Source organism: Shimia sp. W99 (assembly GCF_053851455.3).
Genome location: NZ_JBSQBU020000001.1, coordinates 2,571,605 through 2,598,215, shown reverse-complemented (window position 1 = coordinate 2,598,215; position 26,611 = coordinate 2,571,605). Strand labels below are relative to the sequence as shown.

Sequence of the window (26,611 nt, the reverse complement as noted above, 5' to 3'; positions counted from 1 at the left end):
GCAGCGCCGTTTTCGCTCAGCTCTTGAGCGCGAGGCTGGGAGAGATCACATCGAGTCCCAGAGCCTTGCCCACGGCATAATAGGTCAGCTGACCGGCATGCACGTTCAGGCCGTTGAGCAGGTGCGGATCGTCTTCGCAGGCCTGACGCCAGCCCTTGTTGGCCAGGTTCAGCATGAACGGCAGGGTCGCGTTGCCAAGCGCTTGGGTCGAGGTGCGGGCCACCGCGCCGGGCATGTTGGCGACGCAGTAATGCATGATCCCGTCGACTTCGTAGATCGGGTCGGCATGGGTGGTTGCCTTGGAGGTCTCAAAGCAGCCGCCCTGGTCGATGGCCACGTCCACAAGCGCCGCACCGGGCTTCATTTCGCTGAGCTGTGCGCGGCTGACCAGTTTCGGAGCCGCAGCACCGGGGATCAGAACGGCGCCAATCACCATGTCGGCTTCGCGTACCAGATCGGCAGTCGCACCGGCGGTGGAATATTGGTTCTTGAAGGTGCCGCCAAAGACGTCGTCAAGATAGCGCAGACGCGGCAGCGAACGGTCGAGAACGGTGACATCCGCGCCCATACCCGCGGCGATCTTGGCCGCGTGGGTGCCAACGACACCGCCGCCGATCACGACCACTTTGGCCGGGGCCACGCCGGGCACGCCGCCCATCAGAACGCCACGGCCACCATTGGCCTTTTGCAGGGTCCATGCGCCCACCTGCGGCGCCAAACGGCCCGCGACTTCGGACATTGGGGCGAGCAGCGGCAGGCCGCCACGATCGTCGGTCACAGTTTCATAGGCAATCGCGGTACAGCCGGATTCGAGCAGGTCTTTGGTTTGCTCGGGATCGGGTGCCAGGTGCAGGTAGGTGAACAGAAGTTGACCTTCGCGCAGCATCTTGCGTTCGACGGCCTGCGGTTCCTTGACCTTGACGATCATGTCGGCGATGGCAAAGATTTCCTCAGCCGTGTCGATGATCGCGGCACCCGCCGAGACATAGTCTTCGTCGGTGAAACCTGCGCCCATACCGGCGCCTTTCTGGATCAGGACGTCGTGGCCGTTGTTGACGGCTTCACGAGCGGCGTCCGGGGTCATGCCGACGCGGAATTCCTGGGGTTTGATTTCGGTGGGGCAACCGATCTTCATTTTGCGTGTCTCCCTGAGAGCAATTATTTTACTCTCTCCAATGTGGGGGCACCGAGGCAGAATTTGCTTGTTTTTTGTGCAGTTTGAAAACTCGCTATTCGAAGATTATTCGGATATTCTGATCAAAATCGCAAGGAACGGTCGCAAAATGTCGCTGGATCAGACAGATCAACGGATTCTGAGGGTACTTCAAAAGCAGGGGCGCATCTCAAATGCGGAGCTTTCTGAAAAGGTGAACCTGTCGCCTTCGGCCTGTCATCGACGGGTGCATCGGCTGGAAGCAGAAGGGTATGTGCGTGACTATGTTGCCTTGCTTGATCCGCGGCGGATGAACCTGCCCACGACTGTGTTTGTGGAAATCACCCTGTCGGGGCAGGCCGACGAGGTACTGGATGCATTTGAAAAAGCTGTTGCGCGGGTGCCGCATGTGCTCGAATGCCACCTGATGGCGGGGACTGCGGATTACATTCTAAAGGTGGTGGCCGAAGACACCGAGGATTTTGCGCGCATTCATCGTCAACACCTTGCGCGGTTGCCGGGCGTGGCACAGATGCAGTCGTCTTTTGCGCTGCGGACCGTGTTCAAGACCACGGCGTTGCCGGTCTGATTTCACATCGGCTGTCACAAAACCAATTGCTGTCTCGTCTTGGATTATACAACCAAGGAGATTGCACATGACACGAACGATCCTTTTCGGGCTGGGCGCCTATTTCATTTGCAATGGCGCGATAATGTGGACGGCGCCATTGCCGTGGTACAACGGCGTCCCCGGCGTTGCAGCGACCGGCGGGTTCAACGCGCATTTCATACGCGATGTAGCAATTGCCTTTGCGGTCTCCGGTGCGGGGCTCATGGCGGCGGCACGCACCGACAACCGGCCGTTGGCCTTGTTCGCAGTTGGCTTTCCAGTGCTGCATGCGGCATTCCACCTTTGGATTTGGGGTCTGCACCGTGGCGCAGCGCTTGACCATATTGCGCTTGTGAACCTGGTCGGCATCCAACTGCCCGGCTGGCTTGCCCTTATCGCGGTGGGTCGGTTTGGCAACACGGAGGCGACGGCATGATACGGGCCCTTTTGCACCGGGGCGCGCGCGCCTTTGGCCGCCGCTATGACTATGACGTGGGTTACATGCATCACGTGGTCGACACCTCGGCGGCGGCAGGTTTGGCGCTGTCTCTTCTGCCGCTCGTGTCCCAATACAAGGGACCAAAGGCCGCGCGCAGTGTCTGGGCCGGGGCGCTTCTGGCCTCGACTCTGGATGGTGATTGCGGACCTTGCGCACAGTTGGTTGTCGATTTCGCGTTGGAAAACAAAGTAGATGAAAACGCGCTTCTGGCTGCGGTCGAGGGGCGGTTGGACGAGGCTGGCGACGTCGGGCTTGGGGTCCAATTTGCCCGAGCCGCGATTTCGCGCGCCTATGAACCCAACGCGTTTGCCGATACGATCAGGGCACGTTTTGGAGAACAGGCTTTGGTCGCGGCGAGCTTTGCAGCCGCGTCCGGGCGTTTCTACCCGGTCTTCAAACGCGGACTGGGAAGTGGACATGCTTGTCAGCAGATCGAAGTGCGGGGCCGGGTCGGGAAAGTGGCGGTGTGAAGGATGAAGGACCTTGTAGACGTATTCGAGGCCGAACGTCCGGAGCTCCTGTCGATTTCCTATCGCATGCTGGGAGAACGCAGTGCCGCCGAGGACGTGGTGCAGGAGGTATGGCTGCGTTTCGCAGCCGGGCGCGCAATCGAAAACCCGCGCGCCTGGTTGCGCCGCGTGGCTACCAACGTGGCGATCGATACCTTGCGTTCTGCCCAAAAACGTCGCGAGACTTATGTTGGTCCGTGGCTGCCGGAGCCGCTGATTTCGGCCCATGAACCGTCGACAGAAACCGGTTTTGAACTGGCGCAGGAATGCGAGTTGGCGCTGCTCTGGGCGATGGAACGTCTTGCCCCGGTGGAACGCGCGGCTTTTGTGCTGCGCGAGGCTTTCGACGCGGATTACGCCGAGATCGCCACCATTCTTGAACGTTCTGAGGCCAGTTGCCGCCAGATGGTGAGCCGCGCGCATAAGCGCCTGCAATCCGAGGGGCCGCGTTTCGATGTGTCGCGAGAAGAGGCGGCAGAGGCGTTGGAGCGGTTTTTTCTGGCCGCCACTCAGGATCATGCGGCGGCGCTGCAAATGCTGGCGAGCGATGCGATGGCCATTTCGGACGGGGGCGGCAAGGCTTCGGCTGCGCTGCGCGTATTGCGTGGACCGCAGGACATCATGACGGTTCTGACCGCAGTAATGAGCCGTGAGAAGGACATCCCGGGCATGCGCTTCGAGATGTTGCGCGCCAACAATGCCCCGGCCATTGCCCGGTACCACGATGATGTGCTCGATACGGTGACCACGCTTGTTCCCAATGCGCAGGGAGAGGTTCAATGGCTCTATATCATGCGCAACCCGGACAAGCTGGGCAGGGCGCTTTCGACCGATTGACAATCCCGTCCCCGGGTCGTCTCCTTCGATCAATCGAAAGGGGACGTGATGGACTGGGATCATATTGTCGTCGGCGCCGGAAGCGCCGGATGCGTGGTTGCCAACCGGTTGAGCAAGGCGGGGCGCAAGGTGTTGCTGCTCGAAGCCGGGGGGCGGGACAATTACCACTGGATTCACATCCCCATGGGGTATCTCTATTGCATCGGCAATCCGCGTACAGATTGGATGTACAGGACCGAAGCTGACAAAGGGTTAAACGGACGGTCGTTGATCTATCCGCGCGGCAAGGTGTTGGGCGGGTGTTCGTCGATCAACGGGATGCTTTACCTGCGCGGACAGGCGGCGGATTACGATGGCTGGCGGCAGATGGGCAATCCCGGCTGGGGCTGGGAGGATGTGTTGCCCCTGTTCAAGCGCGTCGAGGATTACATGGATGGCCCGTCGGAAATGCATGGCGCGGGCGGGGAATGGCATGTCGACAATCAGCGCCTGCATTGGGATGTGCTGGACGACTGGATGGCGGCGGCCGAGGCAGCGGGCATTCCGCGTACGGATGACTTCAACACCGGCAACAACGAAGGCGTGGGCTATTTCAAGGTCAACCAGAACAAGGGCTGGCGGTTGAATACCGCCAAGGCGTTTCTGCGGCCCCTGAAGGATGTGAAGCTCCAGATTGAAACTCATGCCCAGACCGAGCGGCTCTTGATCGAAGGGGGCCGGGTTGTGGGCGTGTCGTATCGTCAGAATGGTGAGGTGAAGGAGGCGCGGTGCGGTGGGGATGTGGTGCTCTGTGCCGGGGCGATCAATTCGCCGCAGATTCTGCAGCTTTCCGGGATCGGGCCGGGGGCCCTGTTGAAGGGGCACGGGATCGATGTGGTGCACGAGGTGGCGCAGGTTGGGGAGAACCTGCAGGACCATCTGCAACTGCGCTGTGCGTGGAAGTTGGATGGTGCCAAGACATTGAACACCATGGCAAATTCGCTGGTGGGCAAGGCCAGGATCGGTCTGGAATACCTGTTGAAACGCTCTGGGCCGATGTCAATGGCGCCGAGCCAGTTGGGGGCCTTTACCAAGTCGCGCCCCGATCTTGCGACACCCGATCTGGAGTATCATGTGCAGCCTTTGACGTTGGAGGCGTTTGGCCAGCCCCTGCATGATTTTCCGGCGATGACCGCGAGCGTGTGCAACCTGCGCCCCGAGAGCCGGGGGCATGTGCGGATCACGTCGCCCAATCCGGGCGATGCGCCGGCGATCACGCCGAACTACCTGTCGACCGAAGGGGATCGGGCCGTGGCGGTGGCGGCGATCCGGCAGGCAAGGGCAATCATGGCGCAGGCGCCGATGGCGAAATACGCGCCCGAGGAGATGAAGCCGGGGATCTCGGCGCAGGATGACGTGGAGTTGGTCAAAGCGGCGGGGGATATCGGCACGACGATTTTTCACCCGGTGAGCACGGTGCGGATGGGGGCGGATGATGCCGCACCGCTCGACCCGCAATTGCGGATGAAGGGGATTGGTGGGTTGCGGGTAGCGGATGCATCGATCATGCCGACCATCACCAGCGGCAACACCAATTCACCCACGATCATGATCGGGGAGAAGGCGGCGGAGATGATCCTCGCTGGGGCCTAGCGCCGTTGGTTAACGAACTCTGGCGTGTGCGATCGGGGCTTGTGGCCGGAAGGCGCGCGAATCGGTGTGAATGGCCTTGGGTTAATGGGCAAAACCCTGATCGGTATCGCGTCGGTAACACGTCGGTATTGCGTCGGTATTTGTCCGCGGGACGCGAAACGTTCATGGAACGTGCGGTCTGTGGACGAAAAAGGCCCCGGATGTGATCCGGGACCTCTCAGTTGATGGATGATCGGAAAGTGGATCAGCCGTCCTCGTCCTTGGGGCCGATCTTATCCCATGTCTGGGTGTTGAAATCGGCCGCGTCATGGCGTTCGCGCAGCTGGCTTGCCGGGTCGCCAAAGGCGCGGTTGACCATGCGACCGCGCTGAACGGCGGGGCGGGCGTCGATTTCCTGCGCCCAACGCAGCACGTTTTCATAGCTTTCCACGTCAAGAAATTCGGCGGCGTCGTAAAGCCGGCCAAGAACCAGTTGCCCGTACCATGCCCAGATCGCCATGTCGGCAATGGTGTAATCCTCGCCCGAGATGAACGCGTTGTCGGCAAGCTGGCGGTCCAGCACGTCAAGCTGGCGTTTGGTTTCCATGGCAAAGCGGTTGATCGGGTATTCCCATTTCTCCGGCGCGTAGGCGTAGAAATGGCCAAAGCCGCCGCCAAGATAAGGCGCACTGCCCATTTGCCAGAAAAGCCAGCTCAGCATTTCGGCCCGGTTTTCCTTTGGTCCAAGGAAGGCGTCGAATTTTTCCGCCAGATGCATGAGGATGGCCGCCGATTCAAACACGCGGACAGGCTTGTCGCCGCTATGGTCCATCAGGGCCGGGATTTTCGAGTTGGGGTTCACGTTCACAAAGCCCGAGCCGAACTGTTCGCCTTCGCCGATGTTGATCAGCCACGCGTCATAGTCGGCATCCTTGTGTCCAGCGGCCAGCAATTCCTCGAACATCACAGTGACTTTGACGCCGTTGGGTGTGGCCAGCGAGTAAAGCTGGAACGGGTGTTTGCCGACGGGCAATTCCTTGTCATGGGTGGGGCCGGCGATGGGACGGTTGATGCTGGCAAAGCGGCCGCCGCTTTCCTGATCCCAGGTCCAGACTTTCGGGGGGGTATAGGTATCGGTCATGTATCTCGCGCCCTGTTTGTCATGTCATTCGGGCTAACTTAAGCTTTGTTGCGCGAATGTGCAGGGGGGCACATGAAATCAGGGCAAATTTCCGGCTCCGGGCCTGCGCAAGGCAGCCATGCGTTTTGCAGTGCTATACAAACACGAACAAATGCCCTACACGCGCGTCTTCATTGCTCTGAAATGACGCGAAGGGTGAACAACGGCGAAAGGCCGGGTTCGAAGGGTGCGTTGAAAAGGGGCATACCCTTTGAAAAGAGACCCAGCCGTGAAACAAGCTCTTCGTGACGCGCTCGATGCGCGTGGATATGACAAACTGACCCCCGTTCAAGAAGCAGTTCTGAACCCCGATTATGAGGGCAAGGACCTTCTGGTGTCGGCCCAGACCGGATCGGGCAAGACCGTGGGCTTTGGCCTGAGCATCGCGCCGACCCTGTTGGGCGACGACGAGGCATTTGGAGAGGCGGGCGCACCGCTTGCGTTGGTCATCGCGCCGACGCGTGAACTGGCGTTGCAGGTGAAGCGCGAGCTTCAGTGGCTTTATGCGGCGGCGGGGGCGCGGATGGCGTCCTGTGTGGGTGGCATGGACATGCGGGATGAGCGCCGTGCATTGGAACGGGGCGCGCATATCGTGGTGGCCACGCCGGGCCGTTTGCGCGATCACATCACGCGCGGGTCGATCGACCTTGGCCAGTTGCGCGCCGTGGTGCTTGATGAGGCCGACGAAATGCTCGATCTCGGGTTCCGCGAGGACCTTGAGTTCATCCTGAGCGAAGCGCCCGAAGAGCGTCAGACGCTGTTGTTCTCGGCCACGGTGCCGAACACGATCACCCATCTTGCCAAGAGCTATCAGCGCGACGCCATTCGCGTGGTCACGAAATCCGAAGAGGGCCAGCACGCCGACATCGAATACCGCGCCATGCTGGTGGCCGAACGGGATGCCGACAACGCGGTGATCAACACGTTGCGGTTTTACGAGGCGCCTAACGCCATCGTCTTTGCCAACACCCGCGCGATGGTGAACCGCCTGACCACGCGGCTTTCGAACCGGGGGTTTCAGGTTGTGGCCCTGTCCGGGGAACTGTCGCAGGCCGAGCGCACCCATGCGCTTCAGGCGATGCGCGATGGCCGGGCGCAGGTTTGTGTGGCGACCGATGTGGCGGCGCGCGGGATCGACCTGCCCAACCTCGATCTGGTTGTGCATGCCGAACTGCCGTCGAACCACGAAACGCTGCTGCACCGTTCGGGCCGCACGGGGCGGGCCGGTCGCAAGGGTGTGAGTGCGCTGATCGTGACCAACAAGTCGCGCAAGAAGGCCGAGCGTGTGCTGCGATGGGCCAAGCTGAGCGCGGAATGGACTGGCGCGCCGTCTGCCGAACAAGTGCTGGCGCGGGACGAAGAGCGCATGCTGGCCGATCCGGTCTGGCAGGAGCCGGCGCATGACAGCGATGTTCCCACCATCGAAAAGCTCGTCGCGCAGTTCTCGCCCGAGCAGATCGCGACCGCTTATGTCAGCCTCTATCGCGCCGCCCATACCGCGCCCGAAGAGCTGAGCAACATGGATGCCAAGCCGATGCCGCGCAAGGAGTTCGGCCCGTCGGTCTGGTTCTCGCTGACGGGCGGGCGCGCGGCGCATGCCGAACCGCGCCGCATTCTGCCGATGCTGTGCAAGGCGGGGGATCTCTCCAAGGACGACATCGGGGCCATCCGCATTCAGCAAACCGAGTCGTTCTTCCAGATCCGGGAAGGTAGCGTGGATCGCTTCCTCAAGGCGCTTGGGTCGGACATGACGGTCGAAGGCAACGCGGTTGTTGCGCAACTGGCCGAGGCCCCTACGTTTGATCATGCGCCGCGCCCCGGTGGCAAGGCTCCGGGCAAGCCGCATCATCGCGGAAAACGCCCGGAAAAGCCGTCTTTCGACAAGCCCTCCCCCAAGGCACCGGCACCGAAGAAACCCTCTTCTGCGCCGATTGACTGGAACGACGATCCGGCCCCGCGCCAGAAGAAGCCGAAATCCTCGGACAAGCCCCAAGGCAAAAAGCCGCGCCATAGCGACGAGACCAAGCGCAAGAATGATGGCGGTTATGGACCGGCCAAACGACGCAAACCCAGCGACAAGCCCAAAGGCCCGCCCCCGCCCAAGGGCAAGCCCAACAGCAAGAAGAACAAGGCGCGTGCCGCGGCGGCCAAGGCGGCCCGCAAAGGCGGGAGCAAACGCTAGGCGGCGTTGCCTGTAGACCCGGCCGCTTGCGTGATGAGCGTCAGCAGCCGGGTGGTATGGCGGTGTCCGCGCAGGGTTTCTTCGCCGATCGGAACAAGAGCCAGAGGCTCTGGCACGCGCATGTGCGCGGCGGTTTCGCCATCAATCATCACCGCCGTGTCATGCACCTTGCAGGATTCCTGTAGGCGCTTGGCGCGGTTGATCGTATCGCCGATATAGATCACCTGCGGCTTTTCCCATCCCGCTTCGCCCACCGCGACATGTCCGCCTGAAATCCCGATACGCAGCTTGGGTGCCACCCCGTAATGCTCTTGGTAATGCGCGCCCCGTGTTTCCGCGATGTCTAGGATCTCGGCCACACAGGCCAGCACCCGCCCGTTGCGCTCTGCGCTGTCGCGCGGCCAGCTGATGACCACCTCGTCCCCGACATAGGCATGAATCTCGCCACCGTGGCGGTGAATGCTCGGGTCGATATCCAGAAAGAACCGCGCAATCAGCGCAAGGGCGCTTTCATCGCCCAGCTGTTCGGCCATGCCAGTGGACCCGACCATGTCGGCCAGCACGAAAATGCGCTGTTCATGGGTAGGCCGCTTGTAACGGCCCAGCACAAAATTTCGTAGTGTGCGCCCGCCGATCAGGCGACGCGCGGTCAGCAGAACCTGGATCAGCATTGCCACGCCCATCACGATCAGAAAGTCGCGGGGCAACCCGTGTTTCAACCAGTTGGCATAAACGTCGGGGTCGCGAATCAACACGAGGTGCGATCCGGACAGGGCCGTGAACAGGATCACCGTGGTAACCACGATCCGCATGGCCAGAGACGGCGCAAAAGGCAGGCGGCGCAACCATCGTCCCACGATCCCGGTGCTCACCCAAAGTTCCAGAGCAACGGCGACGGATGCCACGGCAACGCCCCGGATACCGCCCCGCACCAAGGCCAACGCGCCATAGCCGTGATCCTGCAACTGGTCGATGAACACACCATAAAGCGCGCCCATCACGCCCCCGAGGACAATCACGATCAGAATGGTGCTGGTAATGCGGCTCATGGTAATGCTTCCCGTTCCGACGATGATACGTCGTCTGACGCAGTTCCCGTCGTGCGGGCGTCTTTTCTCAATCAGTTTTCCGGGCGGCTTTCCATCGCCTCGGGTAGAATACGTTGCTCTTTCAGACCGACTTGGGGGTGGCGGGCGCGCCTTTCAAGGTAGGCGCCACAGTGCCACGTCTCCCGCGCGCGGCGCTTAGCGGTCCCAAAAAGACAAACCCCCGAGGCGGGGCCACGGGGGTCGTCAATTTCATGTGTCCAAAGCTGGAACAAAGGCGCTTAGAGCAGACCTTCGCGCTGGGCTTTCTTGCGTGCCAGTTTACGGGCACGGCGGATCGCTTCAGCTTTCTCGCGCGCTTTTTTCTCGGACGGCTTCTCGAAATGTTGCTTGAGCTTCATCTCGCGGAAGACACCCTCACGCTGCAGCTTCTTTTTCAGGGCACGAAGCGCCTGATCGACGTTGTTGTCGCGAACACTAACCTGCATGTGGTTTTCACCACCTTTCTAAGTTTGAGTTGCAAGGAATTGCAGGAGCCCGCGCTATAGCAAAGCCCGCCAACTATGTCTAGTATGTCGCTCGCAAAGGAGCCCGTCATGACCCACACCCCCGATGATGACCTGAAATCCCGCCTGCTGGAAGCCGCCGAGATGCATGTGCCGTTCGATGGCTGGTCCCGGGAAACCTTCGATGCGGCCGTGATGGATACCGGCATCGACCCGGTTGTGGCCAAGGCGCTTTTCCCGCGCGGGGCGGTGGATCTGGCGGTGGCCTTTCACAAGAAGGGTGACGCCGAGATGGTGGCGAAACTGGCTGCTGAAGACCTGTCGGACATGAAGATTCGCGAAAAAATTACCCATGCGGTACGCACCCGGCTCGAGATCTGTCACGACAAGGAAGTCGTCCGGCGCGGGACGGCGCTGTTTTCGCTGCCGCAATACGCACCCACCGGGGCCGAGCTGATCTGGGGCAGCTGCGACGCGATCTGGACCGCAATCGGGGACACGTCCGAAGATGTGAACTGGTACACCAAGCGCGCCACGCTTTCCGGTGTCTACAGTGCCACCGTGCTCTATTGGCTGGGTGATGACAGCGAAGGCCACGAGGCGACATGGGCCTTTCTCGACCGGCGCATCGAAAACGTGATGCAGTTCGAGAAATTCAAGGCACAGGTGCGCAAGGGACCGCTGGGTAAGCTCATGGCCGCGCCGCTGGAGGCGCTCGTCCGGATTCGCGCACCGGGCACAAACAACGACATGCCCGGCCAATGGCGCGACCCCGCCTCCTGAGGCTGTTCTTTCTTTTTCCCAAAATACCCCGGGGGTGAATTGCGCCGATGGCGCAAGAGGGGGCAGCGCCCCCTTCCCTTCAAAGCAAAACCGCTTGCCACAAGTCCCGCCCACGCCTAAATAACGCCTTACCTCGGGGTGCCTCCGCGCGATGCGGCGGCTGAGATGCATGATGCGAACCCGTTGAACCTGAACCGGTTAAGACCGGCGGAGGGAAGGTACGGACAATGGCTCCGACTTGCTCCGCCCGTCGCAATAAGGAGGATGCCATGAAGTATCTGAGCATTGCCGCGGGACTGTTTGCTGCCACATCCGCTGTGGCCGACACCCCAGTTCTCACCGTTTACACCTATGACAGCTTTGTCTCCGACTGGGGGCCCGGCCCCGCCGTTGAAAAAGCGTTCGAGGAAACCTGCGGCTGCGACCTCAAATTCGTAGGTGCGGGCGATGGCGCCGCGCTTCTGGCGCGCGTGAAGCTGGAAGGTGCGCGCACCGAGGCTGACATCGTGCTTGGTCTCGATACCAACCTGACCGCCGCTGCACGTGAAACCGGCCTGTTTGCCGATCACAGCGTCTCGGCCAACTACGCCTTCCCGATGGGTTGGAATGATGCACAGTTCGTGCCGTACGATTGGGGCGTGTTTGCCTTCGTCAAGAATGCCGATCTCGATGCGCCGACCAACTTCCGTGACCTCGGTGCCTCGGATCTCAAGATCGTCATTCAGGATCCGCGCTCCTCGACTCCGGGTCTGGGCCTCTTGATGTGGGTGAAGACCGCCTATGGCGACGAGGCTCCTGCCATCTGGGAAGGGCTGGCCGACAATATCGTCACCGTGACCAAGGGCTGGTCGGAATCCTATGGCATGTTCATCGAGGGCGAAGCCGACATGGTGCTCTCCTACACCACCTCGCCCGCCTATCACCTGATCGCCGAGGAAGACGCCTCCAAGGATGCGGTGAAGTTCGACGAGGGCCATTACATGCAGATCGAAGTGGCGGGCAAACTGGCCAACACAGATCAGCCGGAGCTGGCGGATCAGTTTCTGGCCTTCATGGTGTCGGACGCGTTCCAGTCGATCATTCCGACCACCAACTGGATGTACCCGGCGGTGACCCCGGCCGAGGGGCTGCCCAAAGGGTTTGAAACGCTTGTCGTCCCCGACAAGGGTCTGCTCGTGGCCTCTGACAAGGTTCAGGACATCCGCGAAGAAGCGTTGGCGGAATGGCTGAGCGCGCTGACGCAGTAACGCGCTGGCCCGGCAGGATCGCGGCGGCTTTGGTCGCCGTGCTCGTGCTGGGCACGCTTTTGGCCGTGGCCTTGCGGGCCGAGGCCGGGCGCGGGCTTGGCCCCGCCGAATGGTCTGCGATCCGCTTCACGCTGTTGCAGGCCACGCTCTCCGCCCTGATCAGCGTCGGGCTTGCCATTCCCGTGGCCCGCGCGCTGGCGCGGCGGCGGTTTTTCGGGCGGCGCCTGTTGATCACGCTCCTGGGCGCGCCCTTCATCCTGCCGGTGATCGTTGCGGTCATGGGGCTGATCGCGGTTTTTGGCCGCTCGGGACTGGTGAACGTCGTCCTGCGCTGGCTGGGCTGGCCCGAAGTCAGCGTCTATGGCCTGCATGGCGTGGTGCTGGCGCATGTGTTCTTCAACCTGCCGCTGGCCACGCGGCTGATCCTGCAGGGCTGGCAGGATATCCCTGCCGAACGCTTCCGGTTGGCCGCGCAACTGGGCTTTGGACCGCGTGATGTCTTTCGCACGCTGGAACGACCCATGCTGGCCCGCGTGCTTCCCGGCGCGGCGGCGGTGATCTTTGCAATCTGCCTGTCGAGCTTTGCCGTGGCGCTGACTCTTGGCGGTGGCCCCAAGGCGACCACCGTGGAACTCGCCATCTATCAGGCCTTCCGGTTTGATTTCGATCTGGGGCGGGCCGCGCTTTTGGCTTGTGTTCAGATCGTGCTGGTCGGCATGGCGGCGGTATTGGCGCTGCGCCTGTCGGGGCGCGACAGTTTCGGGGCGGGCATGGATCGCGCCTTGCGCCGTTGGGATGCGGAAACCCGTGCGCTTCGTATTGTCGATACGCTGTGGATCGCGCTGGCCGCATTGTTTCTTGTGTTACCGATCGCGCTTGTGTTGCTCGATGGATTGCCGGGGCTGGCCCAACTGCCGCTGTCGGTCTGGCGCGCGGCGGGCGTGTCGCTGATCGTGGCGCTTGGCTCGACGGCGCTGATGCTGTGTCTTGCCTTGCCGATCTCCTTGGCGGCGTCTGGGCGCGGGCGGATCGAAGCGGTGGGGCTTTTGGGGATTGCCGCCTCGCCTCTGGTGATTGGCACCGGGCTGTTCATCGTGATCTACCCGATTGCCGATCCGTTCCGGCTTGCCTTTCCGGTCACGGCGGTGGTGAATGCGGTCATGGCGCTGCCCTTTGCGTTGCGGATCATGGTGCCGCCCGTGCGCGACGTGGTGCAGGGGTATGGGCGGTTGAGCGCGACGCTGAACCTGCGCGGGGTGTCGTGGATGCGGATCGTGCTGTTGCCGCGCATCCGGGGCAGTCTTGGCTTTGCCTGTGGTCTGACGGCGGCGATGTCGATGGGGGATCTTGGCGTGATCGCGCTTTTTGCCGATCCCGAGACCGCCACCCTGCCGCTCCAGATGTATCGCCTGATGGGAGCCTACCGGATCGAGGCCGCCGCCGGGGCCGCCGTGCTGTTGCTGGGCCTGAGCTTTGGCCTGTTCTGGCTGTTTGACAAAGGAGGGCGCGGCCATGCTGACGCTTGAAGGGGTTTCCATCGTTCAGGATGACTTCCGCCTGTCCGCTGATTTCTCGGTAGACGACGGTGCGCGCGTGGCGGTGATTGGCCCCTCGGGCGCGGGCAAGTCGACGCTGTTGTCGCTGATTGCTGGGTTTCTGGAGCCTGTCGCCGGGCGGGTGCTCTGGAACGGCGAGGATATCGCGGCAACGGCCCCGGGCGCGCGCCCGGCGGCGATGCTGTTTCAGGACAACAACCTGTTTCCCCACCTGAGCGCGGCTGAGAATGTCGGGCTTGGCCTGCGCCCCGATCTGCGGCTGAGCGGTGAAGACACCCGGCGGGTGGAAGAGGCGCTCGCCCGTGTTGGGCTGGCGGGGTATGGCGCACGCAAACCCTCTGCTTTGTCAGGAGGTCAACAAAGCCGGGTCGCATTGGCACGCGTGCTGGTGCAGGACCGCCCGTTGGTGTTGCTGGATGAGCCGTTCTCGGCGCTTGGCCCTGCTCTCAAGGCAGAAATGCTCGACCTTTTGGCCGAGCTTCTCGACGAGACGGGCGCCACACTCCTGATGGTCAGTCATGACCCCGAGGATGCGCGGCGCGTGGCGCAACAGACCATTCTTGTGGCCGACGGCGCGGCGCTTGCTCCGCAAGACACCGCACCACTGCTCGATAATCCGCCCCCCGCGCTCAAGGCGTATCTAGGCTGAGCTTGCCTCGGCAAAGGAGATGCCGCGCTCGACACAGTCGCGGATCAGCGGACTGACTGTCCATGCCACGGGGTCATTTGCAGACAGGGCTTCGATGCCTTGCAGAACCGTTTTTGGCCCCAACACATCCGCGTAATGCATCAGCCCGCCGCGCCAGCGCGGGAAGCCATAGCCAAACAGCGTCACCAGATCGACATCACGCGCCGATTGGGCGATGCCCTCGTGGATGATGTCGGCTGCTTCGTTGATCATCGCCAGAACCAGCGTGCGGCTGATTTCTTCCGCGCCGATCTCGCGCCGTTTCACGCCCGCCACTGCCGACTCTGCCGCGATGATCTCGGCCACCTTGGGATCGACCGTCTGACCATCGGAATAGTCATACCAACCGCTGCCGGTCTTGCGCCCCAGCCGCCCGGCCTCGACCATCTTGTCGCCAATCGCCACATAGCGCCGGTTGGGATCGCGGGTCGCGTCCTGGCGGCGGCGGTTGGCAAAGGCGATGTCCAGACCCGACAGGTCCTGAGCTTCGTAAGGGCCCATGGCATAGCCGAACCCGCGCATCGCGGCGTCCACGTCCTGAGGCAGCGCGCCATCCAGCAGCAGCGAATCCGCCGCCTCGCGATAGCGGGCGAGAATGCGGTTGCCGATAAACCCGTCACAGACTCCGGCCAGCACCGGCACTTTGCGCAACCGCTTGGCGAGATCAAACCCCAGCGCCAGAGCAGCGTCGGACGTGGCCTTGCCATTCACGATCTCCAGCAGCTTCATGATATGCGCCGGGGCAAAGAAATGCAGGCCGACCATGCGCGTCGGGTCTTCAAGAACGGCGGCGATTTCGTCGACATCAAGATACGATGTGTTGGTCGCCAGCACCGCGTCGGGGGCCATCACCGCCTGCAGCTTGGTAAAGACGTCTTTCTTGACCTCCATACTTTCAAACGCCGCCTCGATGGCCAGTTGGGCATCCGCCGCCTGTCCGTAATCATCGCTGCAGACCAGCCGCGCGCGGCGGTCTTCGGCCTTGGCGTCGTTGATCAACCCGCGCTTGAGGCTGGCGGCGATGATCTTTTCCACATTGGCCTGCGCGCGTTCCACCCCTTCGGCGCTGGTCTCCAGAACCGTGACCCGCAGCCCGGCGTTCAGGAGCGCATAGGCGATGCCCGCGCCCATCGTGCCGCCACCGACAACCGCGACATGCGTCAGTTCCGGTGTGGGAACGGCCTTGAGACGCTCAGGCGCCTTGGCGGCGCGTTCGGCAAAGAACGCGTGGCGCAGGGCGCGTGCCTGATCGCCCTGGCGCAGGTCGAGGAACGTGGCCCGTTCCTTGAGCATGGCGGTCTCGAACGGTTCCGAGCAACTTGCTGCGATCAGGTCAATCGCCCGCTGCGGTGCCACTTGTTGCGCGGTTTTCTTCGACGCGTTCACCCGCGCGGCATTCACCGCGTTGGCGTCCATCTCGGGCCCCGGAAGATCGGCCAGTGCAGGCAGGGTGGTCAGCAGCTCGGCATTCACTTCCTCGGCGGCAAAGAGCGCGTCTTCGGCGACCTCGTGCACAAGGCCAACTTCAAGCGCGCGGGCCGCGTTCACCGGCTTGCCCGTCGAGATCATCTGCAACGCGGTCTCCAGCCCGACGAGGCGCGGCAGGCGCTGCGTGCCGCCGGCGCCGGGGATCACACCCAGTGTCACCTCGGGAAGGCCGATCAGGGCGCCGGGGGTCGCAATCCTATAATGACAGCCCAGCACCAGCTCACACCCGCCGCCCAGTGCGACGCCATCCACGGCGGAAATCCACGGCACTTCGCATTGCTCCATCCGGCGGATCACGTCGGGCAGGTGCGGCGGCATGGGGGCGGCATCGAATTCACGTGCATCCGCGCCGGCTGCGAAGGCGCGGCCCTTGCCGCTCAGGATCACCCGGTCCAGATGCGCCTCTTCGGCGATCCAATCAAGGGCATCCATCAACCCCTGCCGAATGCTCAGACCAATGGCATTGACCGGGGGATTGTCCAGCTCGACATAGGCAACCGGGCCTTCGCGGCGAAATGTTACAGACATGCGCGCTCCTGTGGATTTCTGTAATTTGTGCTTTTTAATGCACAAAACGTGCTATATCGCAATCACCAAAAGGAGACGCTCATGACTGACCCAGTGCTGATGTCCTTAAGTGACGGAATCGCAACCATCACCCTTAACCGCCCGGAGCGCCTGAACGCGATCACGCGCGACCTGATCCTGATGCTGCGGGACAAGATCGACACGGCAGCGGCGGATGATTCGGTGCGGGTGGTCTGCCTGACCGGGGCGGGGCGGGGCTTTTGCGCGGGGCAGGATCTCTCGGAACGCGACCCGCGCGGACGGGACGAACCCTTCGACCTCGAAGCCATTCAGGCCGAACTTTATCACCCCATCGTGCGGGCGATTGCCAATATGCCCAAACCCGTGGTGGCCAGCGTGAACGGGGTCGCGGCGGGGGCCGGGTCGGGGCTGGCGCTGGCTTGTGATATCGTGATCGCAGGGCAATCGGCCAAGTTTATCCAGTCTTTTTCCAAGGTCGGCCTGTCGGTAGATGCCGGAGGTGGCCTCGCGCTGCTGCGTAGCCTCGGAATGCCCCGCGCCAAGGCGGCGCTGATGCTGGCCGAAGCGATCCCGGCTGACCATGCCGCCGATCTGGGCATGATCTGGAAATCGGTGCCGGATGAGGCGCTTCAGGCCGAAACCGAAGTTGTCGTGAGCAAACTCGCTTCCACCCCCCGCACGGCGCTGGCCTGTATCAAACAGGCGATGGCGGCCGCCGCCACAGCGCCCGGTCTCGGGGACTATCTCAAACAGGAAGCCGCCCTGCAGGGGATCGCCGGGTCACATTCCGACTACGGCGAGGGCGTTCTGTCTTTCCTCGAAAAGCGCAAACCGAACTTCGAATAAGGCGCGTCGGCCCCCTCTTTCTTTTTCCGGAAATACCCTGGGAGTGAATTGGTCCATCGGACCGAGAGGGGGCAACGCCCCCTTGCATCCTAACCCAGAAACCCTTCGCTCTCGATCAGGGCCAAGAGGTCGCCCAGCGACTGGTCGAAATTGCGCCCCGTGGTATCCAGCCGCGCTTCGGCCCGGTCATACAGCGCCTCGCGGCTGACAAGCAGGGACCGCAATTGTTCCATGGCTTCGGGATTCCCGGCCATGGGCCGATCGTCGCCCTGCGCCTGCACCCGGTTCATATGTTCTTCGGGGCTCGCCTTGACCCAGACAGTGTGGAAATTGCTCAGGAGCGTGTTGTAGGTCATCGGCTCGGCCACGATGCCGCCCGCCACGGCAAGGATGACCGAGTCATGCGTGGCGATCACCCGCTGAAGCGCCTGACTTTCGAGCTTGCGATAGCCTTCCTGCCCATAAAGCGCCATCACTTCTGACACGGGCATGCCGCTGTGATCCTCGATCTCGCGGTTGAGTTCGAGGAACGGCAGGTCCAGCTTCTCACCCGCCGCGCGCCCAAGTGTCGATTTGCCCGCCCCGCGCAACCCCAGCAGGCAGATGCGATGCGCCTTTTGCAATCCCGGTTCCGAGGGGCCAAGCATGCCCAGCACCGCCTGCTGCGTCGCCCGGTCGGCGGATTGAAACAGGGTAGCGACCTTGACCGAATCCGAAGTCCAGGGATCTTCCTCTCCGACAAACCATTCGATGCGGTGGTCCAGCGCGATCGCGACGCGCTCCAGCAGGCCAATCGAGATATTCCCGGCCCCGGCCTCGAGCTGTGCAAGGTAGCGCGGGCTGACGCCCGAGCGTTCCGAGAGTACGCGGCGTGGAATGCCCTTGCGTTCGCGGGCCTTGCGCACGCGGTCGCCGACACGGACAATCAGCTGCTGCACGGCCCGGTCAATCGAGGACAATTGCTCGACGGGTTGCGTATCGCCCCTGAAATTCGTGATTTCCGCCATCGGACCACGCCTGTTGTGTATTTTAATGCAAAAATTAGCGCGGATCGGGCGAGCGATCAATTGTTTAAGCGCGAACCAGCTTCAAAAGCTGCAATATCATGCGCCGACCGGGCGCAGGAGCGGTTCGACAATTGCGCGAATATCGCTTGGGACGGATTGCTTGGAGAAGCTGTCCGCCACGATGAACACACATACAAACTCTCCCGAGAAACACAAGACGCCATCCTGTCTTCCCAGTACGCGAAAGCGGATGGAGCTGTTGCCGAGGTCAATCGGATCGACCTGGCATATCAGTCGGTGACGCGGGGTGATCGGGGCGCTAAAATCCAGCGACATGTGAACGAAGGGGGTGCCGACATTGCGGTCCAGCTCCATCTGGAACCATCCATCGCCGCCAAGGTGGGTCTCCCACCATGCGTTGATCGCATCCAGCGCAAACCAGGGGATGCGCGCTGTATAGGCGATCTTTGCGGGATCGCAATCGCCCCATGTCACCCGGATTTCGTGTTCGAAATGCGGATGCCCGCCCGTCGTTCCGTCCATGCTCAGTAAGTCTCCACGTGATAGCGGCCTTCGTTGCGCATCACGTCGCGCAGGGCCGCCCATGGCGTACCGATGCTCTCGGCGATATTGGTCAAAGCCTTCTCGACCCCTTCCTCCATGCCGCGCAAGCCGCAGATGTAGATATGTGTCTTGGGGTCGGCCAGAAGTTCGGCCACGGATTCCTCTTCGGCCATCATCCGGTCCTGCACGTATTCCTTGGGCTGGTCGGGCAGGCGGGAAAACACCATGTGCGTTTTCAGCAGCGACTCGGGCAGTTTCTTGAGGGGGCCGAAATAGGGCAGTTCCTCGGGCGAGCGGGCACCAAAGAACATGGTCATGCCACCTGACTTGTTGCCCACGGTGCGCGCGCGCCGCTGGGTAAAGGCCCGCATCGGGGCCGAGCCGGTGCCGGTGCACACCATGAGCAGGCGTGCCTCGGGATCGTCCGGCATCAGGAAGGTCGAGCCGAAGGGCCCCGTGACCTGCACTTCGTCGCCCGGTTTGAGGTCGCAGATGAAATTCGATGCGACCCCGTGTTCTTCGCGTTTCACGGTCAGGGAAACGTTGCCGTAGTTCGGGCGTTCGCCATCACGCGGGCTCGACACGGAATAGAGGCGGGGCAGGTGTGGGTTGCCGTTCTCGTCCGTGCCGGGGGGGATGATGCCGATGGTCTGACCTTCAAGTACCGGGAAGGTTTGTCCATCGACATTCAGGATAACCAGCCGAATATCGGTTTCGGCCTCGGATGCGGTCAGGCGGAAATTGCCCTGAACGGTCGCGGTGGCGGGCTTGCCGATCGTGTACATGTTGATGGTCGGTTTGGCGGCGCTTTCGGGTGCGCGCGCCTTGCCGCCTGCGCCCTTGTGCGCGTCGTCGAGCAAAGCGGCAATCGCCGGGTCCAGCGCCTCGGCACCACCGTCAGCGCCTTCGCCGATCTCGGCCTGTTCCGGTAGCTCATCCCAGCCGTACTGGTCCTCAAGGGAATAGGGTGTCTCAACGACGCGCCACTCGTCGATCGATCCGGTCGGGCAGACGGGGATGCAATCCAGGCAGAAGTCGCAGCTGTCCGGATCCACCACGACATTGTTGTCGTCATGCTGGATGGCACCGACGGGGCATGTCATCTCGCAGGTGTAACAGCGGATGCAGATTTCCGGGTCGATCAGATGTTGCTTGAGAGGCTGGTTCACGAGAGGCGCTCCAGTTCAAAGGGAAGTGTCATTTGAGGTGAAAGGCGGGAAAGGGGCGCCGAAGCGATCAACCATCCCGGCCCTTGAGCACCATGTCGGGCAAGACCAGAACTTCGATCAGTTCCTGGCAAAGCCCCTTGCATTCCGTGCAGTCCACGCAGCGAATCGGGCTTTCCATCAGCTTCTGGCCAATGGCTTCAACGCGCGGGGCGTGTCCGATATTGCGATCGATTCTCATGTTGTCACCCTACATCGGAAAGGCGGGCGGGGATAGCCCCGCCCGGTTGGGACATTACGCCATGTGCAGTTTGACGTATTCGAAATCACCCGGCTTGTTGTCGATGCCGACCTTGGGCGGGTTGATCCAGCCGGCATATTTGCCCGGCTCGGTCACGGGTTTCATCAGCGACTGGATGAAATCGCCATCCGCGTGGGTGGGCAGCCACTTGGGCAGGCCCGCATCATATTCCGCGCCGCTGACAACTTTGCCATCCGGGTCGAAATTGTGCCCGGCAAAGACGCCGATCTTGCGGTTGAAGCTTTCGTGCGGAAGCTTGAGTTCGAACTCGATCCCCGACTTGGCGATGATCTTGTTCCAACGGCCCACGCCACCCGCCGCGTCACGGGTATAATCGTCGCGCAGGCGCATGTTGATCGCGGTCAGTGCAGGTACTTCGCGCTGTACCGCCTGGCCATCGACCATGTCCCAGACGACATAGGTGTCGTTGGTCAGCATGTGGTCGTCGTCGATGCGGTTTTCCTGATAACGGCCCTTGATCCCGGCATTGAACGCGTTGGCTGCGTTGGTCGAGACCTCCTGGCCAAACAGGTCGAGGCTCAGCGTGTAGTGCAGGTTGAGCTTCTTCTGGATGGTCGGTAGGTCGATGACACCCAGGTCGCGGATCTTGTTGGTGTCGTAGGGGTCGGTGATGCCGTTTTCGTTCATCACCTGACAGGTGCGTTCGATGGTGCGGCCCACGCCGGTTTCGCCCACGAACATATGGTGCGCTTCCTCGGTCAGCATGAAGCGGCAGGTGCGCGACAGCGGGTCAAAGCCCGACTGTGCCAGCGATTCCAGCTGCATTTTGCCGTCGCGGTCGGTAAAATAGGTGAACATGAAGAACGACAGCCAATCGGGGGTCTCTTCGTTGAAGGCGCCCAGCATGCGGGGGGCTTCTTCGGAACCCGATGAGCGGCGCAGCATGTCATCCGCCTCTTCACGGCCATCGCGGCCAAAGTATTTCTGAAGCAGGTAGACCATGGCCCAGAGGTGACGGCCTTCTTCCACGTTCACCTGGAACAGGTTGCGCATGTCATAAAGCGACGGCGCGGTCAGGCCCAGGAAACGCTGCTGTTCGACCGAACCCGGCTCGGTGTCGCCCTGAATGACGATCAGGCGTTTCATCAGGTTGCGGTATTCACCCGGCACTTCCTGCCATGCGGGCTGTCCCTTGTGTTCGCCACAGGGAATGGTGCGCCCTTCCACTTCGGGGGCCAGAAGAACACCCCAGCGGTATTCCGGCATTTTCACATAGTCGAACTTGGCCCAGCCTTTGGGGTCCACGCTCACGGCGGTGCGCAGATAGACCATGGATTCCTGGAATTTCTGCGGGATCAGGTCATTCCACCAGTTGATGTAACCGGGGTGCCATTTTTCGAGCGCTTTGAGCACTTTCTTGTCCGACGACAGACCGACATTGTTCGGGATCTGCGTGTCGTAGCTTACGTTGATCAAATCAAGCATTGGGTTTCCTCCGTTGTGCCGGCATCCGCGCGGCCTGCGTCTTGTCATCGGTACCGACATTCGCCGGGGTCCGTAGGCCGGGCCTTAGCCCGGCATCTGCGTCACGTTACACACGTTCCATGTTGTATTTGCCGCGCACCCCGGTGCCATAGCGCTGTAGCGCGCCTTCGGCCCCGACCGCGTTCGGGCGGTTGAAGATCCAGTTCTGCCATGCGGTCAGGCGGCCAAAGATCCGGGTTTCCATTGTCTCGGGTCCGGCAAAGCGCAGGTTGGCTTCCATGCCGGTCATCGCATCCGGGCTAAAGCTCGCGCGCTCTTCCATGAAGATGCGGATCTCGTCTTCCCAATCGATATCATCAAGGATTTCGGTCACCAGCCCCAGTTCATCGGCGTCATCTGCTTCCAGCGCCTCACCAATGGCGGCCTTGGCCTTTTCCACGCTCTCGGGTTCACCAAGGAAGCGGGTTTCCAGCCGGGTCAGGTCATTGCCCATTGGCATGCGGCCAAAGTTGGCCTCGCTCAGCGTGACGGTCGCCAGCGGGCGATTATCACCCTCGAACTCGTCTTCCATCATGTAGGAGCGATCCACCGAGAACAGCAGTTCCGCGAGGATACCGGCAAAGCACGAGCCATGCTCGACCAGCGCCACCATGGACCGCGAAGTCACATCGACCCGCTTCAGGATGCGCTTCCAGTAATGCAGAACTTCGTTGGCGAGCCAGTGATCGGCATTGTTCAGCAGCAGGGCTTCGTGTGCGAGGAATGCCTCGGGATCGCCCTGTGTGCGCAGCACCAGAAGACCCAGCTCCATTTCGTTCAGCCGCAGGTGCAGGAATGCATCATCCAGCTCGCGCGCCAGACGCAGCATGTAGGCCTGTGCGCCCTGCTCGGAAAACGCTGCCATGTCCGCCGGGGCATCCTCTTCGGGGCCATGCAGCGTAACGGTTGCCGTGCGCGCGTCGCGGTCGACGGCCACCTCGACCAGCGAATAGGTGACACTTCCGTCTGCGCCAATCTCACGTTGCAGGGGGGTCAGTTCGATACCTTTTTCAACGTCGGCCTTGGTTGATGCGGCGGCAAATTCCTTGGCGCGCTCTTCGACGGCGGCGTCGAACTTGGCGTTCGAAATCACCTCATCCACAAGGCGCCAGTCCTGCGCGCGCTTGCCGCGGACCCCTTCTTCGATGGTGCAGAAAATATCCGCGCGGTCCCGGCGCACCTTGCGCTTGTCGGTCACGCGGGTGAGGCCACCGGTGCCCGGCAGCACCGCCAGAAGCGGCACCTCGGGAAGCGCTACCGAAGACGCGCTGTCATCGGTCAGCATGATGTGGTTGCAGGCCAGCGCCAGCTCGTACCCGCCCCCGGCGCAGGCGCCCTTGACGGCGGCCACGTATTTCTGGCCCGAGTCCGCTTCGGCGGCCTCGAAGGTATTGCGAGTTTCGTTGGTAAACTTGCAGAAGTTAACCTTATGGCTGTGGGCCGCGCCGCCCAGCATACGGATGTTCGCGCCGGCACAGAACACCTTTTCCTTGCCGGACTTCATCACCACGACTTTGACCTCGGGATGTTCGAACCGCATCCGCTGCACGACATCGGCAAGTTCAATATCCACGCCCAGATCGTAGGAGTTGAGCTTGAGTTGGTACCCGTCAAACAGACCGGCATTTTCATCCACATCCATGATCAGGTTGGCCACGGGGCCGTCATATTCAACCCGCCAGTGGCGATACTTGGAGGGGTCCGTCTGAAAGTCGATCAGCTTGGTCATGTCGCGTTTCCTCGTGCCTTATGGTGTATGCACGATAGTGCCTATTTGGTTGTTGGTAAACCCTGTAGATGCACAATAATGCGTCTATTTAGTGGGTTTCAACCTACATTTTCGTGAGAAACGGTCAAAATCACCACGAAACACGCAATATAATGCATAATTGTGCTCAGGTGGGGTTGTGTATCGCAGAGCGCCACAGCGCTTCGATCTCTGAGTCGTTCAATCCGAGAATCGCTTTGCCGCGGGGGGCGTCGGCGTCGTTGAGCAAATCACGGCCAATGGCTTCGAGCCGTGCTACGGCCCTGTCGCGCTTCATCCGACGTTTCAAGCCGGCATTGGCCAGTTGGATCAGTCCCTGAACAACGCGCCGTTCGGCGCTTGGGGCGGGCAGGGCCATCCAGATCGGTTCAAGCAGTTCATGCGCTTCCCAGAAATACCCCTCCCTGATGAAGGTAAGGGCCAGACCCCACCGGTCTGACCCTTTTATGTCGTCGATATCGAAACCGAACCCGTCAAACAGCCCGTCCGCGTGGCGCGGCGTTTGCCCCGGCACATAGGCATGGGGCGGGCGCCAGGCCGGGGGTAAGGTCATGCGGTTTCCACCTCGGCCGCCTCGATCCGCACCAGCCGTGCGGCGAACTCGGCCACCGCGGCCATCACCTGTTCCGGCTGATCCTGGTGGGGGGAATGGCGACACTCAGCAAGAACCAGCGTGTCCACCGGCGCATAGGAGCGGGTCTCGACCTCTTCCACCTGCGCCAGCGTTCCGTATTGATCCTTCTCACCCTGAATGACGAGTGTCGGAACACGCAGGTAGTCGATTACCTCGCTCACGTCCCAATCCTGAAATGCAGGGTTCAGCCACGCATCATTCCACCCGCGAAACGCGTTGTCCGGGTTGGCGTGATACTTGCCCATCCTTGCGCGCAGATCGGTGCTTTCATAGGCGACCTTGGCATCGGCAATCTCAGCCAGCCCTATGGGTTCGGTAAAGAAATGCGGGGCCATCAGAATCAGGCCGCGCACGCGGAAATCCTCGACCCGCCCGGCGTATTCGGCGGCAATAGTCGCGCCGTCCGAATGGCCCAGCAGGATGACCTGCCTTGCACCGATTGCGTTCAATACTTCTGGCAGAACCTCGGTGGCTTCGCGGCTCATGTAATCGACCGGTCGGGGGAGGTCTGCCGGGTCCGACCGACCGTAGCCCGCGCGCGAATAGGCAAAGACCGGCAGGCCGGTTGCCTTGCCCAGTGCTTCTGGAAAGTCGCGCCAAAGCGCGACGCAGCCCAGCCCTTCATGCAGCATCACGATCACCGGGCCGTCCTTGGGCTCTGGTCCCCATGCCGCCCATTCCAACGCCTTGCCGCCCGCCGTCAAGCGCCCCGCGCCGGTCTTCCAGTCCAGCGCGGTCATGCGCTGTCCCGCAGTTTGAAACGCTGGATCTTGCCCGTGGCGGTCTTGGGCAGTTCGTCGACAAAGGACACCCAGCGCGGGTATTTCCACATGCCGATCTTGTCCTTGACGAAATCCTTGAGCGTCTGCCCATCCGGGGCGGTGGCGCCTTCCTTCATCACGATGAAAGCTGCGGGTTTGACAAGGTCCTCATCGTCGCGGCGTGCGACCACCGCGGCTTCCAGTACGCCGGGAAATTCGATCAGCGCCTGTTCCACTTCGAACGGGCTGACCCAGATTCCGGAGACCTTGAACATGTCATCCGTGCGGCCGCAGTAGATGTAACGCCCCTCGGAGTCGCGTTCGTACTTGTCCCCGGTGCGGGTCCAGTGACCTTCGAAGGTGGACTGGCTTTTGTGGCGGCGGTTCCAGTAACCCTCGGCGCTGGACGGGCCGCGCACGAGAAGTTCGCCAACTTCGCCCTCGGGCACGTCTTCGTCATGCTCGTCCACAAGGCGGACCTCATAGCCCGGAACCGCGCGCCCCGAAGTGCCATAGGCAATGTCGCCGGGGCGGTTGGAGAGGAAGATATGCAACATTTCGGTCGAACCGACACCGTCGATGATCTCGCAGCCCCAGAGTTTTTCCCAGCGCTCGCCGATTTCGCGGGGCAGGGCTTCGCCTGCGCTGGTGCTGATGCGGATGGCGTGATCCGGTGCGCCGCCCTTGGCCTCCTGTTCGGCGACCACCGCCGCGAAGAGCGTCGGGACGCCGCAGAAGACCGAGGGTTTTTCGCGGGCCATGATCTCGAACACCCCGTCCGGCGTGGGGCGGCCCCCAAAGATGACCGTGGTGGCGCCGACGGACATCGGAAAGGACATGGCGTTGCCAAGCCCGTAGGCAAAGAACATCTTGGCGACCGAAAACACGGTGTCATCTTCGCGGATGCCAAGCACCTGCGCGCCAAAGGTGTCGGCGGTGGCCTTGAGGCTGGAATGCACGTGGCGCACACCCTTGGGCGTGCCGGTCGAGCCCGAGGAGTAGAGCCAGAAAGCCAGCTCGTCGCCATGGGCATCGACCGTTTCGATTGGCTCCGCGCCCGTGGTAAAGGTGGTGTAGCTTTCGGTTCCCTCGGGGGCGTCGCCGATCACCAGAACCGCGCGCAACGCGGTGTTGTCGGCGATGGCCGGTTTCACGGTTTCCCAGAGCTGTTCCGACACCACGAGGATCGAGGCGCGGCTGTCATTCAGGATGGCCTCGTAGACCGAGGCCGACAACAGGGTGTTGAGCGGTACCGGAATGGCCCCGGCTTTCATCGCGCCCCAGAAGACGACAGGGAATTCGATCTGGTCGCGCACGATCATCGCGATACGCTCTTCGCGCCGCACGCCATGCCGGAGCAGCGCCCCGCCAAACCGCGCGGTTTCTTCGGCCAATTGCCTGTAGGTCAGGCTCCGCCGTGCCCCGTCCGCTTCGCGAAACGCGACCTTTTCCGCGCGTCCCTCGTTGATATGGCGGTCGACGAAATAGACCGCCGCGTTCTCGTTTCCTGACATGTCCTGTCCTCCCTCGCGCTTGGGCCGGCGCACCGTCCTCCCCGGTGTGCCGACTCGCCTATGCTTAATAGTGCACAAAAGATCGCGGATTTGTAGCAAAATTTTGCCAAGATAGGCAAAA

The 26,611-nt window shown here is 62.0% G+C and carries 25 protein-coding genes and 1 riboswitch; of the genes, 11 read left to right on the top strand and 14 right to left on the bottom strand.

From position 1 onward, the window contains the following. Nucleotides 1-16: 16 nt before the first annotated feature. The gene (gene ald, locus ACS3QZ_RS12765; RefSeq protein WP_456038172.1) at nt 17-1,135 is read right to left on the bottom strand and encodes an alanine dehydrogenase; all 1,119 of its coding nucleotides are present in this window, start codon (nt 1,133-1,135) and stop codon (nt 17-19) included. Nucleotides 1,136-1,283: 148 nt separating this feature from the next. On the opposite strand from ald, the gene ACS3QZ_RS12760 reads away from it, so the two are divergent. The 5 genes from ACS3QZ_RS12760 to ACS3QZ_RS12740 all read left to right on the top strand — a co-directional run bounded on the left by ACS3QZ_RS12760 (nt 1,284) and on the right by ACS3QZ_RS12740 (nt 5,240). Continuing rightward, complete coding sequence (locus ACS3QZ_RS12760; RefSeq protein WP_456038171.1) at nt 1,284-1,742, top strand: Lrp/AsnC family transcriptional regulator; 459 nt, start codon at nt 1,284-1,286, stop codon at nt 1,740-1,742. Between the two features lie 67 nt (nt 1,743-1,809). Then, complete coding sequence (locus tag ACS3QZ_RS12755; protein WP_456038170.1) at nt 1,810-2,199, top strand: hypothetical protein; 390 nt, start codon at nt 1,810-1,812, stop codon at nt 2,197-2,199. Beyond that, nucleotides 2,196-2,732 carry a hypothetical protein gene (locus tag ACS3QZ_RS12750; protein ID WP_456038169.1) on the top strand — a complete coding sequence of 179 codons (537 nt, stop codon included), beginning with the start codon at nt 2,196-2,198 and terminating at the stop codon, nt 2,730-2,732. The genes ACS3QZ_RS12755 and ACS3QZ_RS12750 overlap by 4 nt, the downstream gene beginning before the upstream one ends. Before the next feature lie 3 nt (nt 2,733-2,735). Further along, complete coding sequence (gene sigJ, locus ACS3QZ_RS12745; RefSeq protein ID WP_456038168.1) at nt 2,736-3,608, top strand: RNA polymerase sigma factor SigJ; 873 nt, start codon at nt 2,736-2,738, stop codon at nt 3,606-3,608. Nucleotides 3,609-3,656: 48 nt separating this feature from the next. After that, on the top strand, nt 3,657-5,240 hold the full coding sequence (locus ACS3QZ_RS12740) for a GMC family oxidoreductase (RefSeq protein WP_456038167.1): 1,584 nt from the start codon (nt 3,657-3,659) through the stop codon (nt 5,238-5,240). A gap of 244 nt (nt 5,241-5,484) precedes the next feature. Here ACS3QZ_RS12740 and yghU read toward each other — a convergent pair whose 3' ends face one another. Further along, nucleotides 5,485-6,360, bottom strand: a complete 876-nt coding sequence (yghU, locus tag ACS3QZ_RS12735; RefSeq protein ID WP_456038166.1) for a glutathione-dependent disulfide-bond oxidoreductase — start codon at nt 6,358-6,360, stop codon at nt 5,485-5,487. 268 nt (nt 6,361-6,628) lie between these two features. Between yghU and ACS3QZ_RS12730 the strand changes: the two genes are divergently transcribed. Further along, nucleotides 6,629-8,581, top strand: coding sequence for a DEAD/DEAH box helicase (locus ACS3QZ_RS12730; protein WP_456038165.1), 1,953 nt, complete (start codon nt 6,629-6,631; stop codon nt 8,579-8,581). Here ACS3QZ_RS12730 and ACS3QZ_RS12725 read toward each other — a convergent pair. Beyond that, nucleotides 8,578-9,630, bottom strand: a complete 1,053-nt coding sequence (locus ACS3QZ_RS12725) for an adenylate/guanylate cyclase domain-containing protein (RefSeq protein ID WP_456038164.1) — start codon at nt 9,628-9,630, stop codon at nt 8,578-8,580. The two genes, ACS3QZ_RS12730 and ACS3QZ_RS12725, sit on opposite strands and share 4 nt — an antisense overlap. A 278-nt stretch (nt 9,631-9,908) precedes the next feature. Next, entirely contained in the window at nt 9,909-10,115 is a 207-nt protein-coding gene (rpsU, locus tag ACS3QZ_RS12720) for a 30S ribosomal protein S21 (protein WP_005614280.1), read from the bottom strand. Nucleotides 10,116-10,223: 108 nt separating this feature from the next. Between rpsU and ACS3QZ_RS12715 the strand changes: the two genes are divergently transcribed. The 4 genes from ACS3QZ_RS12715 (at nt 10,224) to thiQ (ending at nt 14,368) form a co-directional block, all read left to right on the top strand. Further along, a complete protein-coding gene (locus ACS3QZ_RS12715; protein ID WP_456038163.1) occupies nt 10,224-10,916 on the top strand; it encodes a COQ9 family protein in 693 nt (230 codons plus the stop codon). A gap of 124 nt (nt 10,917-11,040) precedes the next feature. Then, nucleotides 11,041-11,149: riboswitch (TPP riboswitch) on the top strand. A 36-nt stretch (nt 11,150-11,185) separates the two neighbouring features. Further along, nucleotides 11,186-12,163 (top strand): thiamine ABC transporter substrate binding subunit, encoded by a 978-nt coding sequence (gene thiB, locus ACS3QZ_RS12710; protein WP_456038162.1) that lies wholly within the window; start codon nt 11,186-11,188, stop codon nt 12,161-12,163. Then, complete coding sequence (locus tag ACS3QZ_RS12705; protein WP_456038161.1) at nt 12,139-13,689, top strand: thiamine/thiamine pyrophosphate ABC transporter permease ThiP; 1,551 nt, start codon at nt 12,139-12,141, stop codon at nt 13,687-13,689. Before thiB ends, ACS3QZ_RS12705 begins: the two co-directional genes overlap by 25 nt. Continuing rightward, the gene (gene thiQ, locus ACS3QZ_RS12700) at nt 13,676-14,368 is read left to right on the top strand and encodes a thiamine ABC transporter ATP-binding protein (protein WP_456038160.1); all 693 of its coding nucleotides are present in this window, start codon (nt 13,676-13,678) and stop codon (nt 14,366-14,368) included. The genes ACS3QZ_RS12705 and thiQ overlap by 14 nt, the downstream gene beginning before the upstream one ends. On the opposite strand, the gene ACS3QZ_RS12695 is transcribed toward thiQ, so the two are convergent. Further along, a complete protein-coding gene (locus tag ACS3QZ_RS12695; protein ID WP_456038159.1) occupies nt 14,360-16,423 on the bottom strand; it encodes an FAD-dependent oxidoreductase in 2,064 nt (687 codons plus the stop codon). The genes thiQ and ACS3QZ_RS12695 overlap by 9 nt on opposite strands. Before the next feature lie 81 nt (nt 16,424-16,504). On the opposite strand from ACS3QZ_RS12695, the gene ACS3QZ_RS12690 reads away from it, so the two are divergent. Further along, nucleotides 16,505-17,290, top strand: coding sequence for an enoyl-CoA hydratase-related protein (locus ACS3QZ_RS12690; RefSeq protein WP_456038158.1), 786 nt, complete (start codon nt 16,505-16,507; stop codon nt 17,288-17,290). A gap of 89 nt (nt 17,291-17,379) precedes the next feature. Here ACS3QZ_RS12690 and ACS3QZ_RS12685 read toward each other — a convergent pair whose 3' ends face one another. The 9 genes from ACS3QZ_RS12685 to ACS3QZ_RS12645 form a co-directional block, all read right to left on the bottom strand. After that, a complete protein-coding gene (locus ACS3QZ_RS12685) occupies nt 17,380-18,297 on the bottom strand; it encodes a helix-turn-helix transcriptional regulator (RefSeq protein WP_456038157.1) in 918 nt (305 codons plus the stop codon). Nucleotides 18,298-18,393: 96 nt separating this feature from the next. Further along, nucleotides 18,394-18,840, bottom strand: a complete 447-nt coding sequence (locus tag ACS3QZ_RS12680; RefSeq protein ID WP_456038156.1) for an acyl-CoA thioesterase — start codon at nt 18,838-18,840, stop codon at nt 18,394-18,396. Between the two features lie 2 nt (nt 18,841-18,842). Further along, on the bottom strand, nt 18,843-20,030 hold the full coding sequence (gene boxA, locus ACS3QZ_RS12675; RefSeq protein WP_456038155.1) for a benzoyl-CoA 2,3-epoxidase subunit BoxA: 1,188 nt from the start codon (nt 20,028-20,030) through the stop codon (nt 18,843-18,845). 67 nt (nt 20,031-20,097) lie between these two features. Then, the gene (locus ACS3QZ_RS12670) at nt 20,098-20,268 is read right to left on the bottom strand and encodes a hypothetical protein (RefSeq protein WP_456038154.1); all 171 of its coding nucleotides are present in this window, start codon (nt 20,266-20,268) and stop codon (nt 20,098-20,100) included. A 54-nt stretch (nt 20,269-20,322) separates the two neighbouring features. Beyond that, the gene (boxB, locus tag ACS3QZ_RS12665) at nt 20,323-21,774 is read right to left on the bottom strand and encodes a benzoyl-CoA 2,3-epoxidase subunit BoxB (protein WP_456038153.1); all 1,452 of its coding nucleotides are present in this window, start codon (nt 21,772-21,774) and stop codon (nt 20,323-20,325) included. A 106-nt stretch (nt 21,775-21,880) separates the two neighbouring features. After that, nucleotides 21,881-23,542, bottom strand: coding sequence for a 2,3-epoxybenzoyl-CoA dihydrolase (boxC, locus tag ACS3QZ_RS12660; protein ID WP_456038152.1), 1,662 nt, complete (start codon nt 23,540-23,542; stop codon nt 21,881-21,883). Between the two features lie 166 nt (nt 23,543-23,708). Further along, nucleotides 23,709-24,134, bottom strand: coding sequence for a DUF309 domain-containing protein (locus ACS3QZ_RS12655; RefSeq protein WP_456038151.1), 426 nt, complete (start codon nt 24,132-24,134; stop codon nt 23,709-23,711). Then, nucleotides 24,131-24,955, bottom strand: a complete 825-nt coding sequence (locus ACS3QZ_RS12650; protein ID WP_456038150.1) for an alpha/beta fold hydrolase — start codon at nt 24,953-24,955, stop codon at nt 24,131-24,133. The genes ACS3QZ_RS12655 and ACS3QZ_RS12650 overlap by 4 nt, the downstream gene beginning before the upstream one ends. After that, entirely contained in the window at nt 24,952-26,490 is a 1,539-nt protein-coding gene (locus ACS3QZ_RS12645) for a benzoate-CoA ligase family protein (RefSeq protein ID WP_456038149.1), read from the bottom strand. The genes ACS3QZ_RS12650 and ACS3QZ_RS12645 overlap by 4 nt, the downstream gene beginning before the upstream one ends. Nucleotides 26,491-26,611: the final 121 nt, after the last annotated feature.

Excerpts from the sequence above, each read along its gene's own strand:
- ald (WP_456038172.1), bottom strand. The coding sequence starts at position 1,135 with ATGAAGATCGGTTGCCCCACCGAAATCAAACCCCAGGAATTCCGCGTC.
- ACS3QZ_RS12750 (WP_456038169.1), top strand. The coding sequence starts at position 2,196 with ATGATACGGGCCCTTTTGCACCGGGGCGCGCGCGCCTTTGGCCGCCGC.
- ACS3QZ_RS12760 (WP_456038171.1), top strand. The coding sequence starts at position 1,284 with ATGTCGCTGGATCAGACAGATCAACGGATTCTGAGGGTACTTCAAAAG.
- sigJ (WP_456038168.1), top strand. The coding sequence starts at position 2,736 with ATGAAGGACCTTGTAGACGTATTCGAGGCCGAACGTCCGGAGCTCCTG.
- boxC (WP_456038152.1), bottom strand. The coding sequence starts at position 23,542 with ATGACCAAGCTGATCGACTTTCAGACGGACCCCTCCAAGTATCGCCAC.
- ACS3QZ_RS12670 (WP_456038154.1), bottom strand. The coding sequence starts at position 20,268 with ATGAGAATCGATCGCAATATCGGACACGCCCCGCGCGTTGAAGCCATT.
- ACS3QZ_RS12715 (WP_456038163.1), top strand. The coding sequence starts at position 10,224 with ATGACCCACACCCCCGATGATGACCTGAAATCCCGCCTGCTGGAAGCC.
- ACS3QZ_RS12690 (WP_456038158.1), top strand. The coding sequence starts at position 16,505 with ATGACTGACCCAGTGCTGATGTCCTTAAGTGACGGAATCGCAACCATC.
- boxB (WP_456038153.1), bottom strand. The coding sequence starts at position 21,774 with ATGCTTGATTTGATCAACGTAAGCTACGACACGCAGATCCCGAACAAT.
- thiQ (WP_456038160.1), top strand. The coding sequence starts at position 13,676 with ATGCTGACGCTTGAAGGGGTTTCCATCGTTCAGGATGACTTCCGCCTG.
- ACS3QZ_RS12685 (WP_456038157.1), bottom strand. The coding sequence starts at position 18,297 with ATGGCGGAAATCACGAATTTCAGGGGCGATACGCAACCCGTCGAGCAA.
- ACS3QZ_RS12705 (WP_456038161.1), top strand. The coding sequence starts at position 12,139 with ATGGCTGAGCGCGCTGACGCAGTAACGCGCTGGCCCGGCAGGATCGCG.
- ACS3QZ_RS12650 (WP_456038150.1), bottom strand. The coding sequence starts at position 24,955 with ATGACCGCGCTGGACTGGAAGACCGGCGCGGGGCGCTTGACGGCGGGC.
- ACS3QZ_RS12645 (WP_456038149.1), bottom strand. The coding sequence starts at position 26,490 with ATGTCAGGAAACGAGAACGCGGCGGTCTATTTCGTCGACCGCCATATC.
- ACS3QZ_RS12740 (WP_456038167.1), top strand. The coding sequence starts at position 3,657 with ATGGACTGGGATCATATTGTCGTCGGCGCCGGAAGCGCCGGATGCGTG.
- rpsU (WP_005614280.1), bottom strand. The coding sequence starts at position 10,115 with ATGCAGGTTAGTGTTCGCGACAACAACGTCGATCAGGCGCTTCGTGCC.
- ACS3QZ_RS12655 (WP_456038151.1), bottom strand. The coding sequence starts at position 24,134 with ATGACCTTACCCCCGGCCTGGCGCCCGCCCCATGCCTATGTGCCGGGG.
- ACS3QZ_RS12725 (WP_456038164.1), bottom strand. The coding sequence starts at position 9,630 with ATGAGCCGCATTACCAGCACCATTCTGATCGTGATTGTCCTCGGGGGC.
- ACS3QZ_RS12695 (WP_456038159.1), bottom strand. The coding sequence starts at position 16,423 with ATGTCTGTAACATTTCGCCGCGAAGGCCCGGTTGCCTATGTCGAGCTG.
- yghU (WP_456038166.1), bottom strand. The coding sequence starts at position 6,360 with ATGACCGATACCTATACCCCCCCGAAAGTCTGGACCTGGGATCAGGAA.
- ACS3QZ_RS12680 (WP_456038156.1), bottom strand. The coding sequence starts at position 18,840 with ATGGACGGAACGACGGGCGGGCATCCGCATTTCGAACACGAAATCCGG.
- ACS3QZ_RS12755 (WP_456038170.1), top strand. The coding sequence starts at position 1,810 with ATGACACGAACGATCCTTTTCGGGCTGGGCGCCTATTTCATTTGCAAT.
- thiB (WP_456038162.1), top strand. The coding sequence starts at position 11,186 with ATGAAGTATCTGAGCATTGCCGCGGGACTGTTTGCTGCCACATCCGCT.